14 protein-coding genes and 1 pseudogene are annotated in these 15,199 nt (G+C 55.2%); 9 read left to right on the top strand and 6 right to left on the bottom strand.

The genetic code is table 11. The annotated features are described in order from the left end of the window. Positions 1–10: 10 nt before the first annotated feature. The 3 genes from fdnG to A9971_RS28920 form a co-directional block, all read right to left on the bottom strand. The gene (fdnG, locus tag A9971_RS28930) at positions 11–3,061 is read right to left on the bottom strand and encodes a formate dehydrogenase-N subunit alpha (protein WP_183000329.1); all 3,051 of its coding nucleotides are present in this window, start codon (positions 3,059–3,061) and stop codon (positions 11–13) included. A gap of 1,040 nt (positions 3,062–4,101) precedes the next feature. Beyond that, entirely contained in the window at positions 4,102–4,458 is a 357-nt protein-coding gene (locus A9971_RS28925) for a type II toxin-antitoxin system RelE/ParE family toxin (RefSeq protein ID WP_183000328.1), read from the bottom strand. 2 nt (positions 4,459–4,460) lie between these two features. Beyond that, positions 4,461–4,751 carry a type II toxin-antitoxin system ParD family antitoxin gene (locus tag A9971_RS28920; RefSeq protein ID WP_032698686.1) on the bottom strand — a complete coding sequence of 97 codons (291 nt, stop codon included), beginning with the start codon at positions 4,749–4,751 and terminating at the stop codon, positions 4,461–4,463. Between the two features lie 297 nt (positions 4,752–5,048). Here A9971_RS28920 and A9971_RS28915 point away from each other — a divergent pair, with 297 nt between their 5' ends. Then, positions 5,049–5,291: a hypothetical protein gene (locus A9971_RS28915; protein WP_183000327.1), complete on the top strand. Its 243-nt coding sequence runs from the start codon at positions 5,049–5,051 to the stop codon at positions 5,289–5,291. A gap of 171 nt (positions 5,292–5,462) precedes the next feature. Here the strand turns inward: A9971_RS28915 and A9971_RS28910 are convergent, their stop codons facing one another. Further along, complete coding sequence (locus A9971_RS28910; protein WP_183000326.1) at positions 5,463–5,876, bottom strand: CBS domain-containing protein; 414 nt, start codon at positions 5,874–5,876, stop codon at positions 5,463–5,465. Between the two features lie 1,645 nt (positions 5,877–7,521). Then, positions 7,522–8,031, bottom strand: a complete 510-nt coding sequence (locus A9971_RS28905) for a DUF4142 domain-containing protein (protein WP_183000325.1) — start codon at positions 8,029–8,031, stop codon at positions 7,522–7,524. Between the two features lie 243 nt (positions 8,032–8,274). Between A9971_RS28905 and A9971_RS33380 the strand changes: the two genes are divergently transcribed. The 4 genes and pseudogenes from A9971_RS33380 (at position 8,275) to A9971_RS28885 (ending at position 12,442) form a co-directional block, all read left to right on the top strand. After that, positions 8,275–8,511, top strand: coding sequence for a transposase (locus tag A9971_RS33380; RefSeq protein WP_183000324.1), 237 nt, complete (start codon positions 8,275–8,277; stop codon positions 8,509–8,511). 75 nt (positions 8,512–8,586) lie between these two features. After that, a complete protein-coding gene (tnpB, locus tag A9971_RS28895; protein WP_183000323.1) occupies positions 8,587–8,922 on the top strand; it encodes an IS66 family insertion sequence element accessory protein TnpB in 336 nt (111 codons plus the stop codon). Between the two features lie 114 nt (positions 8,923–9,036). Then, positions 9,037–10,471 (top strand): annotated as a pseudogene (gene tnpC / locus A9971_RS28890) (IS66 family transposase). 1,596 nt (positions 10,472–12,067) lie between these two features. Beyond that, on the top strand, positions 12,068–12,442 hold the full coding sequence (locus A9971_RS28885) for a LysE family translocator (RefSeq protein ID WP_183000322.1): 375 nt from the start codon (positions 12,068–12,070) through the stop codon (positions 12,440–12,442). A 325-nt stretch (positions 12,443–12,767) separates the two neighbouring features. Here A9971_RS28885 and A9971_RS28880 read toward each other — a convergent pair whose 3' ends face one another. After that, positions 12,768–13,193, bottom strand: coding sequence for a low affinity iron permease family protein (locus A9971_RS28880; RefSeq protein ID WP_138452794.1), 426 nt, complete (start codon positions 13,191–13,193; stop codon positions 12,768–12,770). 203 nt (positions 13,194–13,396) lie between these two features. Between A9971_RS28880 and A9971_RS28875 the strand changes: the two genes are divergently transcribed. The 4 genes from A9971_RS28875 (at position 13,397) to A9971_RS28860 (ending at position 15,199) form a co-directional block, all read left to right on the top strand. Beyond that, positions 13,397–13,903, top strand: coding sequence for a CinA family protein (locus tag A9971_RS28875; RefSeq protein WP_174395356.1), 507 nt, complete (start codon positions 13,397–13,399; stop codon positions 13,901–13,903). Continuing rightward, complete coding sequence (locus A9971_RS28870; protein ID WP_174395357.1) at positions 13,903–14,421, top strand: hypothetical protein; 519 nt, start codon at positions 13,903–13,905, stop codon at positions 14,419–14,421. The genes A9971_RS28875 and A9971_RS28870 overlap by 1 nt, the downstream gene beginning before the upstream one ends. 7 nt (positions 14,422–14,428) lie before the next feature. Further along, complete coding sequence (locus tag A9971_RS28865) at positions 14,429–14,875, top strand: DUF421 domain-containing protein (protein ID WP_174395358.1); 447 nt, start codon at positions 14,429–14,431, stop codon at positions 14,873–14,875. A gap of 96 nt (positions 14,876–14,971) precedes the next feature. Further along, positions 14,972–15,199, top strand: coding sequence for a PLD nuclease N-terminal domain-containing protein (locus A9971_RS28860; RefSeq protein WP_174395359.1), 228 nt, complete (start codon positions 14,972–14,974; stop codon positions 15,197–15,199).

Below are 15,199 nucleotides of genomic sequence, written 5' to 3'. Positions count from 1 at the left end.
AGTTGCTCCGTCAGGCCTTTTCCACGTTCACCAGGAACGCTTTGTATTCCGGGGTGTTGGTGTTGGAATCGCCGACGCCCGGGGTCAGGGTATTGGCCAGGAAGCCCTTGCGGGTTGCACCTTCGTAGCCCCAGTGGCAAGGAATGCCGATGGTATCGACCGGCTGGCCGTCGATCTGCAGGCGGCGGATGCGTTTGGTCACCACCGCCTTGGCCTTGATGTAGCCGCGCTTGGTGCTGACGCGCACCAGGTCGCCCTGGACGATGCCTTTTTCCTGGGCCAGCACTTCGCCAATCTCGATGAACTGTTCCGGCTGGATAATCGCGTTGAGCCGGGAGTGCTTGGTCCAGTGGCGGAACAGTTCAGTGATCGAATAGGTAGTGGCCACGTAGGGGAATTCCTCGCGGCTGCCCATGCGCGTTCGGTCACTGTCGTACAGCCGCGCCGTGGGGCTCTTGCTGACGTTGGGGTGCAGCGGGTTGTGCGCCAGCGGGCTTTCGGTGGGCTCGTAGTGCTCGGGAAACGGGCCGTCGTTCATGGCGCCCACCGAGAACAGCCGGCCCAGGCCCTCGGGGAGCATGATGAACGGGTTGGCCTGGGTGCCCGGCGCCAGGTTGACCGGGAAGTCCGGCACATCGATGCCGCTCCAGCGACTGCCGTCCCAGCCGATGATCTTGCGTTGCGCATCCCAGGGGTTGCCTTGCGGGTCGGCCGATGCGCGGTTGTAGAGAATCCGCCGGTTCTGCGGCCAGGCCCAGGCCCAGCCCGGGGTGCAGCCCAGGCCGCTGTCGGCGTTGTCGCGACGGGCCATCTGGTTGCCGGCCTCGGTCCAGGAACCGGCGAATATCCAGTTGAAGCAGGCGGTGCTGCCGTCGTCGCGCAGTTGGCCGAAGTTGTCCAGCAACTGGCCCTTGCGCAGGATCAGGTTGCCCTGGTCATCACGCACGTCGGCCAGGGCGTAGCCGTTGGATTGCTTGGCCACTTCCTCGGGAGCGGGGTCGTAGGGGTCGCGGTAGTCCCAGGCCATATTCAGCACCTGCTCGGGGCAGGCGCCGCCTTCGCTGCGGTACAGCTCGCGTAGTTTCATGAACAGGTGGCCGAGGATCTTGCCGTCGTGCCAGGCCTCGCCGGGTGGCGCAGCGCCGGCCCAGTGCCACTGCAGCCAGCGCCCGGAGTTGACGATCGAGCCGTTTTCCTCGGCAAAGCAGCTCGAGGGCAGGCGGAACACTTCGGTCTGGATCTGCGCCGGGTCGACATCGTTGGACTCGCCGTGGTTCTGCCAGAAGCTCGAAGTCTCGGTGGCCAGCGGGTCGATGATCACCAGGAACTTGAGCTTGGCCAGCGCCGCGGCGGCCTTGTTCTTGTCCGGGAAGGCGGCAATCGGGTTGAAGCCCTGGGCGATGTAGCCGTTGACCTTGCCTTCATACATGCGGTTGGAGAAGTTCAGTACGTCGTAGCTCTCGTCCCACTTGGGCAGCCAGTCGAAGCCCCATTGATTGTCACGGGTGGCCTTGTCGCCGTACAGGCTCTTCATCAGGCTGATAAAGAACTTGGGGGTGTTCTGGTAGTAGTTGACCTGGCCGGGCAGTTGGGCGTTTGGGGTCGTTTCCTTGAGGTAGGTCGCCAGGCTGGCCTGGTTGTCGGACGGCAGGTTCATGTAGCCCGGCAGGCGCTGCGAGAGCAGGCCAAGGTCGGTGTAGCCCTGGATATTGGAGTGCCCGCGCAGGGCATTGACGCCGCCGCCAGCCATGCCGATGTTGCCCAGCAGCAGCTGGATCATGCCCGAGCCGCGGATCATCTGGGCGCCGGTGGTGTGGTGTGTCCAGCCCAGGGCATAGAGGAAGGTCGCGGTCTTTTCCGGCACGCTGGTGCTGGCCATGATCTCGCAAATCTCCAGGAAGTCGGCCTGGGGCGTACCGCAGATCTGGCTGACCCGCTCCGGGGTGTAGCGGCTGACATGCTGCTTGAGCAGGTTGAGCACGCAGCGCGGGTGGCTCAGGCTCAGGTCGCGGCGGGCGTGACCTTGTTCGTCCAGCTCGTAGGCCCAGGAGCTGCGGTCGTAGCGCCGAGCCTTGGCGTCGTAGCCGCTGAACAGGCCGTCATCGAAGCGGTAGTCGCTGCGCACGATCAACGAGGCGTTGGTGTAGGCGCGCACGTATTCATGCTGGATGCGATCGTTGCTGAGCAGGTAGTTGACCATGCCCATGAGGAAGGTCACGTCGGAACCGGCGCGCACCGGCGAGTAGATATCCGCCACCGCGGCGCTGCGGTTGAAGCGCGGATCCACCACGATGACCTTGGCGCCATTGCGGATCTTGGCCTCGATCACCCACTTGAACCCCACCGGATGCGCCTCGGCCGGGTTGCCGCCCATGATCAGCACCACGTTGGCGTTCTTGATGTCGACCCAGTTGTTGGTCATGGCGCCACGGCCGAAGGTCGGGGCCAGCGCCGCGACCGTCGGCGCGTGGCAGACCCGGGCCTGGCTGTCGGTGCCGAGGATGCCCAGGGCGCGGGTGAAGCGCTGGTCGAGCGAGCCGGTCTCGCTGCTGGCGGCCGACGAGCAGAGCATGCCGGTGGACAGCCAGCGATTGACCGTGACGCCCTTGGCGTTTTTCTCGATGAAGTTGGCGTCGCGGTCGTCCTTCATCAACCGCGCGATGCGTTCGATGGCGTAATCCCAACTGACCCGCTGCCATTGGTCCGAGCCCGGGGCGCGGTACTCGGGGTATAGCAAGCGCTGCTCACTGTGGATGTAGTCGACCAGGCCGGCGCCTTTGGGGCACAGCGAGCCGCGGCTCACCGGGTGGTCAGGGTCGCCTTCGATATGGAAGATCCGCGCCTTGGCGTTCTTTGCGCCATCGCCCAGGCTGTACATCAGGATGCCGCAACCGACCGAGCAGTAGGTGCAGTTGTTGCGGGTTTCCCTGGCGCGCAGCAGTTTGTACTGGCGCGACTGGCTGGCATTGGCCGTGGTGGGCGCGAAGCCCAGGGATACGGCGGTGGTGGCCACGGCACCGGCTGTACAAAGTTTAAAGAACTGTCTTCTGCCAAGTGTCATGACGCATTCCTTATGCAGGCATTTTTCAATCACGGGTGATCAGGCAAGGTGGCAAGGGCCACTCTTTTAATGGGGGGCACAACGCGTGTGGAATAGAACGGCAAGTCTTGTGCTGATTCTGCTGTGTGCCGGCGATTTTATGGGCCGCTTGCGTAGGCGGCTAATAGGCTGGGTCGATGGTCTGATAGGTCTTGTCGATGAAGGTGCTGAACGCTTCGAATAACCCGTCGAAGTATTGATCTGGATCAAAAAATGGCCGCCAAAACAGACTGTTGGCGTTACGCAATACGACCAAAGTCACTGCCGGGCACGACTAAAGTTTTCTCGGGGCGGGTGGTGAAAGGGCTCAAGGCGTGGGGGTGGCCGTCTGCAGACTCCTTGAGGGGCAGGGCAGGTGCGCGACCCTGCTGGGCAGGACAGGGCAGAGCATCTGTCCAAGGGTGTCCTACGTGGTACAGGGCCGCGGAGTCTGGGGGCGTTTCGGTAGATCAGTGAGCCGTTGGGGAAGGCTCAGAGGCTGTCGGGGTCGCCAAAGAACATTTTGACTGGGCTCTAGGACGGTATTTTCAGGCGGAAAAAATTCAAATGTGCCCCCAGTTTTGCCCCCAATTGCAGAGGGTGGGCAAGCGATCGCGAATGGCGATTTCTGACATGGATCTGGCTGGCCGTGGCTGGTATTCAGTGCGCCACCGTATACTGGATGCCCAACCCGAGCCTGGCAAACTTTTGGTCGTTAGATGAGTCGATATCCTTAATCGGAGTTGTCCGGACTGTCTTTCTGTACCTGTCCTGAAATTGGGATCGTGAGATGCTCAGCCACGAAAAATGCTTAAGAAACGGTTGTTCAGCATTGAAAGTGGTACGCAACGTCGAGCATCGTGTTTCTGGTCGTGGGTCTCGATAGTCCTGTCGGACCCAGAACCTCCCGCTTCAATTGGCCGCCGAGTTGGCTGGCGGCGGGGGACTCAGGTTGAGATGTAGAGGGGGGCGCCTTACCTTCGCTGTTCATGGCCGGTCAAACCGTTGGGCCAGGTCGCTGATCAGTCGTTAGGCAAGTGCAACTGCACTTCCATGGCGTCATGAAGGAGTCGGACGACTTCGATCAGGTCGTCATTTGCCAGACGATAAAATACGACGTGGCGTGGGCTTCTGACCGTCCCATGGGGGTGTTTGGCCTGCTGGCGTGAATAGATGAGGTGATAGCTGCGAAGGCCCGGTGCAAGCTCATCGCGGTCGTGGCTGCCAATGCAATAAGGCGCGCTGGCAAGAGCTTGCAGCGCCGTGAGGATCAGCGTCTGATAGCGCTGGCGTGCTTGATCGCCGAACTGCGTCTGGGAGATCCTGAGGATGTCGACAATGTCGGCGCGTGCCGAGTTGGAAATCCGATACCGCGGCATGCTCAGTGTTTCTCTCTCGCGGGGAGGGTTGCCTCCAGGCTCAAGCCCTCGAGGTAGTGCTCCAGATCCCCTTCGTTCACCTGAGTAAAGCGCCCGTGCTCAAGATCCATGATGCCGATAGAGGTCGCTTGACGCAGGGCCTCAATTTTGGCGGTGTCTTCGGCGACGCGCTGCTCCAATAAACGTAAACCTTCTCGCATCACTTCGCTGGCATTCTGATAACGACCGGACTGAACCAGGTCATGGATAACCTGTTCCTGGTGAGGGGTGAGTACAACGTTTCGCGTCGCCATGATTAGCTCCAGCTCTGGACATACAGGTCCTTTCGACTATTGGCATATTATGCCATTTCTCTCACGAACACATGATTTTGGATTTGAATCTGATCAGTGCTCTACGCGATGCCGGACAATGGCATGTGAAATAGTTTGGTGCCGTGGCAGCCTTTGATTGAGAAGGAGCTGGGCAGCAGACGGTCACTGTAATTCTTGGCGCTACTCGCTGGCTATGAAGCCATAGGCCTGCGTGGCCATTCTTAATCGGTTTGGGAAATCGAATCGTGGTGGCGTATCCGATGAGGGTGATCGGCGATGTCCAGCATTTTCATCACTTCTTTGGACCCGATCTGCACTCATCCTGTAGTTGAGCTTTCTTTTGTTCATGGGGCTATCTTTTCAAAAAGTCCTTATAAATCCAAGGGGGTCAACGACCTGGACATACTCGAAGTCTCCCGTGATTATCTCCCACTCTATGAGATCGCGCAGGCGTGTCAAATTATCAGCGGCATTGTCAGCGAGGGAGAAGGAAGACTCGGCGCAACGACCAAGAGCTGAGAAATTCCGTTCTTGAGAAGGGTTGAGTGTTCCTGAATAAGCATGGCTGAGGCCTACAGGCTGTAATCGTAGATGTCTGGGGTGATCCAATGGTTCAGTTATGCGTTCATCCAGATTGTCTTAGCAGAGACAAGAAGCCCGGCGCTGGCCGGGCTTAGCAATCTATAATTGTTATCGCGGTTGTGCCACCCCTTCAAGAACTGTAGCGGATGCGTTTTGAGATCTGGCGCTGGCAATATTACCTAGCGAAACCACGCCCATTAGTCGCTTCTCACGACTGAGCACAGGTAAGCGACGAAGTTGAATATCGGCCATATTTTGAGCTACATGGTCAACTTCTTCATCCTCGAAGCAATACCGGATGTCTCCGCTCATTATTTCACTGATAGGGGTATCCGAAGCTAGGTCCTTGGCGACGCCTCTAAGGGCGATGTCTCGGTCAGTGACCATGCCGATTAGGCGTTCTTGATCTTCGATCAAAATGGCGCCGCTATCGATACTCTCCATCAGTCGTGCTGCGTATCCGATTGTATCGGTAGGTTTAACTGTTCGTACGCCTGTTGTCATTACCTCTGAAATTTTCATAGAGAAATCCTCTTTCGGGACGGTGAAATGGGAAGCTCTGCCAATCTTTTCCGACTGTTGGAGGCGGACGGGGGTTCAGACTGGATCATGCCATCTGTCGGCGCAGATAAAACGAAGCGGTACCGGTCGTCCAAGCACCGCTGGGATCGCTGGCGTATTGATTTGTTTCAGTTACAAAAAGCCGGACGCTGGGTTAAGTTAACGGTTGTAAATCCGTAATGGTCGAACGTGCCGCGTTCGCACGCTAGAAAGCGGCTCTCAGTTCCGGTTTTTGGTAGCTGTCGATCCATCCATAGCGAGTTTGCTAATAGTCTTGGAAGTTGTTTTCGTTTTGCACTTATGCATCGACCATCTGGATGTATCGAGCATTTGACGCAAAAAATCACCTCAACAGTCTGGCTATACGTCCCAGCAGAAGCACGCCAATATCGTGTTGTAGAGCCTGTTCAAGGCTCGCCGTATTTGCAGCATCATATTTTATTTTTCGGCCTTGATGGATATAGATTGGATTGATCCGGCATTAATGGCGCAATGCTCTGCAGCCAGGCGGGCACCCTCAAGCACCTTCCTCGGGTGCGCCCGCTTTCTCTTTGTTGGTCGGTATTTTAACTTGTCGTAAAGCTTTCGCTTGATGCGCGTAGTCGGTCGTACCGATTACGCAGAAGTGATAAATGCAAAAATTAGGAAGTATCGGTTGGATCCACCATCCCTCTAGGGTTAGTCCGATATCCATACAAAAACCTTGCTTTTGTCCAAGAAAGATAAGTAATATCGTTATTTGAAAGCGAATTATGAAGGGGCCGCACTCCCGGTGCCGACGCTTAAAAAGCGCTTATGATACGAATCACGCTTCGCGATCATGGGATTTGCATACGCCTATTAAGAACCAACGGTTCGGATTTCAGGAATGTTTAGTATTCTGGGTTATGTGTTTGGCACCTGTTATAGTGCAGCGAAATACACACCGGAGCGGTTACTCATCTTCCCTGCACAACCCTTTCCGGCTCAAAGACATCCACATAACCTGCAAGCTGATCCTGAACCTAGGAAACTTTGACGCGCTCGCAATTCGCGGGTTTTATGTTCTAGGGCATTATTCGATAGTTTTACGGAAAAATGCGTCAAGTCTGCGCCCCATAAGTTGAGCGGGGCCGCAGCCTCTTTCAAGTCACGGCGCAGTTGCTGGGTTTGGCGAGAGTGGACATCCAGTCAATCCGGGGTGATTGTTTGGATAAGGGATCAAGCTAACTCAGGCAGAGTGCGTGCTCAATGAGTTAAGGCATCACAGCCGAAGGTGATTACGGATTGGTCTGCTGCGGCGTGTCAGATGTAGGCCCACAGGTTTCAAAATGTTCAGCCAGTAGACTTCTAGCGTAGGTCCGGGATCTGATATCCAACGAATTTTACGCAGAAGTAAGGAGTGGCCGGGCAGTGCACCTCGACATCTGCCCGGTCTCCTTTCCACACACACACACACACATCGCTCCTGTAAGGCCAGCCACCACGTGCACTGCGTAAGTGTTAGGCAAGAGACGTATCAATAACCCATGTGGCGTAACTATCTTATACATTTCTGCCTTTATTATTGCAGCTGAATTTCGCACTGGCGTTGAACGAGGGAGGCGTATAGAAGGCTCCCATTCTATTAATTCGTATCGCCACCGTGAGCCTCGGACAGCGTCTTGGCATGCTCCAGATGAATCTTCAGTTTAGGTAGTGTTTCAGTGGCAAACGCTTTAATTTCAGCGTCCTTGCCCTCAGAGACTTCTTTCTCGAAGAGTGCAATCGTGGCCTCATGCGCCTTAACCTGATTGTTGGCATAGGCTTGGTCGAAAGATTTAGCAGTGCGCAGTTCCAAGATTGCCGCCTTAGCCTTATCCATCAACTCCGCGCTGTCTGACACTTTTAAGTTCTTCGCGTCTGCTATGGATTTTAGTTTTGCATTGGCCGCCGTGTGATCTTGGACCATCATCTCGGCAAAGCTCTTAACATCGGTGACACTGCCCTTTTCTTGGGCGAGCTTGCCAGTCTCGACTTCAGCAACCCCCTTGGCGGAGGCCTCTTCCACAAAGTCGTCATCGTGAGCTGCGAATGCACCTTGGGTGGCTAAGCTGACAAATAGGGTAAGTGCGCAAGTTTTTAGTACATTTGCCATGTTAATTTCCTCTTCATATTTTGATGGGCAGTAGCGCCCATAAACTTATGAGCGATAGCTCTGGTTTACGTTCAACGTTTCTTACTGAACGCGGCAAATAAAGTATCGCTAACGGAACGCAGCTCGCGTCATGATGAAAAATCGTAAGCGTCCGGCCAAGTCACCTTCCGAACTCCGGTATTAAGGGCGATGGTGTCCGCGTATTTTTAAGCGGACGCTATCGCCCTTAACGTCAGGAATTCCATGCGCCAACGAAGCTCTTATCCCAAATCGTTCAAAGTCCAGGTTGTTCAGGAATGCCTGCAACCAGGCGCGACCATCTCTGGCGTCGCCATAAGCCATGGCATCAACGCTAACTTAATTCGAAAATGGATGCCGCTGTACCGAGATCAGCCGCCAGCAATGCTACCTGCTTTTATTCTAGTGAAATCTACGCCAAAACGGCCGACTGAAACGTCGGAGAATCGATCTACCGTTTAGCGATCAGTCGGTCACAGTGAAATGGCCAACTTCTGATCCTGAAGGATGTGCCCGCTTTGTCCGTGGGCTCACGCAATGATTCGCATCGATGTTATCTGGCTCGCCACCGAACCCATGGACATGCGTGCCGGCACTGCAACAGCGCTGGCCAGAGTGATTACGGTGTTCAGTGCGGCGAAGCCGCACTGCGCTTATCTGTTCGCCAATCGCCGCGCTACCCGTATGAAAGAGCTGGTGCACGACGGGATAGGCGTTTGGCTGGCTGCACGTCGGTTGAACCAAGGCATATTTCATTGGCCTGGCATTCGACAAAGCGGTGAAATGGAGCTGGATGCCGAGCAACTTCATGCCTTGGTGCTCGGTTTACCTTGGCAAAGGGTTGGAGCTGGCCGTGCAATCACACTGCTTTAAAAGGCTGTAATTCGCGCCTTGACCTACTACCGCAAGCGACCTTTGGTAAAAATGACTTCCTCGCCCAATCTCGATCACATGCCCCCCGATCAACTGCGTGCCTTCGCTACGTAGTTGCTGTCGGGCAAGAAGATTCAGCGGATCGAAACGGTCAACGAACAGCTCACCCACGAAATCGCACTGCTCAAACGGCACAAGTTCGCGAAGCGCAGCGAGCAACTTAGCCCTGATCAGGGCAGCCTGTTCGACGAGCTGCTTGATGCTGATATCGCAGCAATGGAGGCTGAGTTAAAGGCGGTCAATCCGCCCGCCGCACCAGCCGAACCGCGTCAGCAACCTAAGCGTGCGCCGTTGCCGCCACAGTTTCCACGAATTGTGATCCGTCACGAACCAGAGAACACCCAGTGCGTGTGCGGCTGCCAACTTCAGCGCGTCGGCGAAGACGTCAGCGAGAAGCTGGATTCCACGCCGGGCGTATTCAGGGTCGAGCAACACGTCCGTGGAAAATGGGCATGCCCGAGTGTGAAGCGCTTATCCAGGCACCGGTACCGGCGCAATTGATCGACAAAGGCATCCCGACCGCAGGCCTGTTGGCTCATGTGATGGTGGCCAAGTTCGCTGACCATTTGCCGTTGTATCGGCAAGAGAAAATCTTTGGCCGTGCCGGCCTGGCAATTGCTCGCTCGACACTGGCGCAATGGATCGGCCAAACCGGAGTGCAGCTTCAGCCGCTTGTCGATGCGTTACGCGAAATGATACTTGCCCAAGGTGTGATCTACGCTGACGAAACACCGGTGCACATGCTCGCGTCGGGCCGGAAGAAAAACCATCGTGCCTACGTTTGGGCTTACTGCACTACGCCGTTTTCGCCGCTCAGGGCAGTTGTTTATGACTTCAGCCCGAGTCGTGCGGGCGAGCATGCGCACAACTTCCTTGGCCAGTGGAATGGCAAGTTGGTGTGCGACGACTTCGCCGGTTGCAAAGCAAGCTTCCAGCAAGGTATCACTGAAATCGGCCGCATGGCGCATGCCCGCCGCAAGTTCTTTGATCTGCATGCGACCAACAAAAGCCAACTGGCCGAGCAGGTGCTTCACTTGATTGGCGGGTTGTACGAAATCGAACGGCAAGCGCCAGATATGACTTACGAAAATCGCGGGAGAATACGTCAGGAAAAAGGGGCGCCAATACTCAATGCGCTACATGCCTGGATACTGGCCCAGCGCGATCTTGTGCCCGAAGGATCGGCTATTGCTAAAGCGCTGGGGCTCACTGGCTCGATATTCCGAGGACGGGGCAGCGCCCATAGATAATAACGCGGTCGAAAACCAGATACGGCCGTGGGCACTCGGCCGCTCCAACTGGTTGTTTGCTGGGCCTCTACGCAGCGGCAATCATGGGTTTGATCCAGTCGGCGCGTATGAATGGGCATGATCCGTATGCCTATCTCAAAGATGTGCTGACGCGGCTGGCAACGCAGCGCGCGAGTGAAATCACCGAATTGCTCCCGCGCCGATGGTGCGACCATTCCAGCACGCAGTGTGTCGGGTAGACGCTTAACATAAATTGAAACGCTTAACATTCCGTTGAATGCCAATCACGCTGATCGCCTAGGCAGTTCATTTCCTTGACGATCATTTCGCCAATCATCAACGCACAAAGATCTGCGCTGAGGATTAGCAGTGAAAGCAACCCCCAATACGCAGACTCTAAGCGACGCGAATTCATCACAGGTGCCCGAGCTGCCAATATCCTGAGGGCATCGCGAAGGTCTATCTGGCTCGTTATCATCGCGCGTAACTGCTCGTTGCCCAGCCGCCGAGTTTGCATCGCTGTTACTCACCGTCGAAGTCAATCTTCATAGTGCCATCAGCCAGAGCCCATGGCGTTGAGTGTTTGATCCTCACCAAACCGTACGTCGGTAACATTCCGATCACTCGCGTGCGTTGATAAGTGGCGATAGCGTGTTTGTAATAAGTACACGTTGGAGTCAGAAAGGTGGGTTACCCGGACGTATACTTTCAAGGCGTGTTGGCCGGACGCTTACGAAAAATCTGGGTACGTGTCCGCCCAAGTCATCCACCCAGCCCCGCAAAGCCAAGATATTCTTTGCAGTTAAATCTAAGTGGGCGTAACCGGCTAGCGAAGCCGCGTTTCCTACTCGTCCGATGCGGATGCACTACTATCCGCCCAGCGTCTTTGTGTAGTTCTTCCGTAGTGCAGGACAACGATGGCGACTCGATGGGCAGTTTGACGGTACGGATAAGCGGCGATTTCAAACCATTGACAGCCCGTCTTCTATGCACGCTGGTGGCCGAGATCTCAGCCGCTTGGGTCATGCCTCGGCAGCTCCAACGGGGCTTACCGATGCGTGGTTGAGTGACCTGCTCAAGGGCATGGTGCACAGCGTCAAGAGGCAAATTTGGCTTGCGGTCCCAACTTGCTTTATCGAGCAAACCGTCGAGCCGCCGATCTTGGAAACGCCGACACCACCCGTGATCACAGGGAGCGAGAGTCTAGGCAACCGAGTAATTTCTACCCGCGTGCAGCCTTGGGCTGCCAACAGAATCATCTGAGCCCCGCGACGGTTTTTTGGTTGTTCACCGACGCGTCTCTAAATGTTGGATGACAGAGAACGTGTAGCCAATGTCGCATGAGTTAGTCGAGAGAAGCACATAGGGGGAGGTTCGATACGAAGTCACTTAATGACGCCGATTTAGGACGGCGGTAAAAAGCCACAGCGGAATATGCGGAAAAAAGTCATCGACTCGGTCAGTGAACACTCGTAGGTGGAGACTGCCCCCTGGGTTAGAGCGGGTGACAGCTTTCTGGCATATCCGTTCATCGCCGTGCTTGAACCGTTTAATAGCTCTCGCCTCTACGGTTAACATTGTGGAGACGTTCATTATGTATGAAGACAGAAAAGCACAAGCGTTGACAACCTGGTACGAGCTCCTTGAGCACCCTGAGGTTCGAATGAGCGCTCCTCAGCAGTATGACGAATTACTGCGCCTTGCAGAGGAGTATTGCGAGGAAGGGTTTATCACCCGTGAAGATCGTAGACGGCTGATTGAGAAGGCTACTGCAAACTATAGGCGTGCAGTGGAGGGTCTAGGCCAAGGTACTTAACGTCATTTCGGGCGCGATCGTGTCGCACGCACCTACCCGTGGAAGATTGCGCAGTCGCGTCAGGGAAGGCTTGAGGCCCGCAATCCTCGCCTTGGTAGGTCGGTGTTTAGCGTTCGTGCTCCTCGCCGGAATAGTCATTAGCGGGTTAGGGGCGGTACTCGAAGCATCCGAAATTGCGTTCCAGATCATCAAGTGGGCAGGGGTTCTTTACCTCGCCTTTCTCGGTATGAAAATGATGCTGGGTGGCGAAAGATCCGAGAGTAAGGAGCCAAGTAGCGTCGGCCTCGCCGGAACCTATAGCTTGGGGCGTCGTGAGTTCATCACGGCGATGATGAACCCGAAGGCCATCCTTATCTTCACAGCGTTCGTCCCTCAGTTTGTCGTGGCTGATTGAAGTGTCTCGATAACCAACCTACTGCTTATTCTCAGTGCTATCTACATATCCGTTGAACTCATGGCTGCCACCGGTTGGGCGCTCGCGGGCAGCATTGTCCGATCCCTTCACGCTTCGGCCAGGCAGCTCGCGATCTGCAATCGCATAACGGGTGTCACCCTGCTGGGAGCGGCAGTTATGTTAGCAACCGCCAGACGTACTTAGCGCTGGTCTTCCAATAGCTGGCCGGAGTGGCTTATTCGTTTGGGTACCCTCTTTCGCCTTAACGACCAAAGAGGGCATGCCCTTATTCAGTCGGCGATTCTGCATCTATATAGTCGGGAGCTCATTCGCTCAGTTCAGAATGAGGGCGAACCTCAAGCTCAGGTGGGGCATCGGTATCGGACGGCTCGAGATTGCCCTGATCACTTTTACCTAGAGAACTGTACTGGTCACGAAGCTTTCTGAGCTCTTTTGAACTCATGCTTTCTAAGCAGAGACTCGCGTTTTGTGCCTCCTTGGTGGCTCGAATCAGCTCGTCAATTTTGAGATGCAAAATGTCATTGTCGCGGTTTTGCGTATTTTGGATAAGAAATACCATCAGGAACGTGATGATGGTCGTCGACGTGTTAATGATGAGTTGCCAGGTGTCGTTGTAATGGAAGTACGGCCCTGTGATCCCCCAGACGCCTATCAAAACGATAGCCAAAAGAAAGGTTTTTGAGCTGCCTGCCCAGTTGGAAAGTGCTTGGCAGAACCGTGCGAATTTCATGATTGTGGACTCCTGCTGTGTGTACGGATAGACCGCCCAAAAGCTTGAAATTCTTTCTTACATTTTAACCGTTCGTCGGCTACCGAAGTTACCGCATAAGAGGTGGGCATCCCATGGCGCCCCAAATTTTATTTGTTGGAAATCTTTGGAATGTTCGGCTTCTGTAGTGGTCGATCGAACAATACTCCCGTTGAGTTCGGCTCATGCCCATAGCAGATGAGATAGTCCAATACTTGCGTGAGCACGCCTTGGTCGTGACCACGGCTGAGTCCTGCACCGCAGGCAAAATCGTCACGCTATTGTCTGAAGTGGAAGGCAGCGGCGAATTCATCGAATGTGGTTATGTGGTCTATTCGCCACAGGCCAAGCAACGATTGCTCCATGTTAGTCCCCAGACTATCGAGAGGTTCAACCTGACGAGCGTCGAGGTCGCTAAGGAAATGGCGAAGGGGGCTTTACGAGACAGCACTGCAAATGCCGCCATTGCGACTACGGGGATACTCGGCCCCGACGATGTGGACGGTATTCCTGCGGGCACAATTTGTTTTGCCTGGGCGTTTCAGTCCGATGATGAGTGCTATCTGTTCAGTCACGAACACCGATTCTTCGGCGGACGTTGTCAGGTTCAAGAGGAAGCCACGGAATACGCATTACGCCAGCTTCCTCACTTTCATCGCCGCGCACGGCTCGGCGATACAGGTGAAGCCTGATGAGCGAAGACACCGATCATCCAGACTTGAAAAGCCGAAACCGTCCCCTTCGTGAGGACATGGCCTATCAATTGAAAGTTTGGCGTTTCGAGCGGGTCGGCTGGTACGTGTTGGTTCTAATTTTGGTGATGGCGCTCGGGGGCGTGTTTTCCAGAGGACTGCTCAGTTCGAGAGATGTGCGTAGCGACGATGGGAAGGTGAGGGTCGAATATGAAATGTTTCATCGAAACGGCTCTACCAATTCGATGAAAATCACGCTAACAGAAAGGCCAAACTCACCCGTTGAGCTGGAGCTGGCTGGGCAGTTGCTGGAAGGTTTCAGCATTGAAACATTACAACCTGAACCGTTGCGCTCACGAAGCTCCTCTCAAGGCATGAAACTCTGGATGCAAACTGATGCTGATGGACAGGCGACGCTGTACATCACTTTGCGCGGCGACGTGGTCGGTCTCTTCCGCAGCCAAATCACCTCAGCTGGCACTCGCAGCGTAAGGCTTGTTCAATTCATTTTTCCTTAGGTGTCCTATGGACTCTGTCTTGCGTGCAGGAGCAATGTATTTAGCCCTTATGGTGCTCTTCAAGATTGCTGGGCGTCGCTCATTGGCAGAGCTGACGACCTTCGATTTCGTCTTGCTGATGATGATCGGCGAAGCCACCCAGCAAGCGCTGCTGGGCGATGATTTTTCCATTACCAACGGCATGCTCGTCATCGTGACGCTGATCGCCATTGATGTTGGTCTATCGCTGCTTAAACAGCGTTCTGGCTGGGTATCAAGGCTGATCGATGGTGAGCCAACGATCATCGTCGAGAATGGCAAGCTCCTGCACAGACGCCTGCGGCACGCTCGATTAATCGAAGCTGATGTAATGGAGGCTGCGCGCTCCAGCCAAGGTATCGAGAGGCTGGAAGAGATCAAGTTCGCGATAATTGAGCGCAACGGAAAAATCTCCATCATTGCCAAAGAAAATTAAAAAATCAGATCCGTGCTTGCTGGAGGCCTGTGATTTTCTTGGAACGTCCGTATTCGAGCGGGGCCTAAGCGTTAACACCCTAAGGAGGGCTAAACCATGACTGAAGCCACCAGCTATTTTGCGATTGCTGTCGCCGTGTTCATTCTGCTTGTCGATCTATGGGCCATTGTCAGCGTGTTTCGGAGCGACAAAACCGTAGGGATCAAAGCCGCGTGGGCGCTCGGTCTGATCATTTTCCCGGTATTGGGTTTGGTCGTCTGGGGAGTCGCCGGACCACGGGGGATCAAGGAGGGGCCATCTTCGCCCGAGCACAGTAAAGGCTGA

This window comes from Pseudomonas sp. UME65 (genome assembly GCF_014170225.1).
Classification (GTDB): domain Bacteria; phylum Pseudomonadota; class Gammaproteobacteria; order Pseudomonadales; family Pseudomonadaceae; genus Aquipseudomonas; species Aquipseudomonas protegens.
Note: the sequence above shows the minus strand (reverse complement) of the source record. Positions and strands in the feature narration are given on the sequence as shown.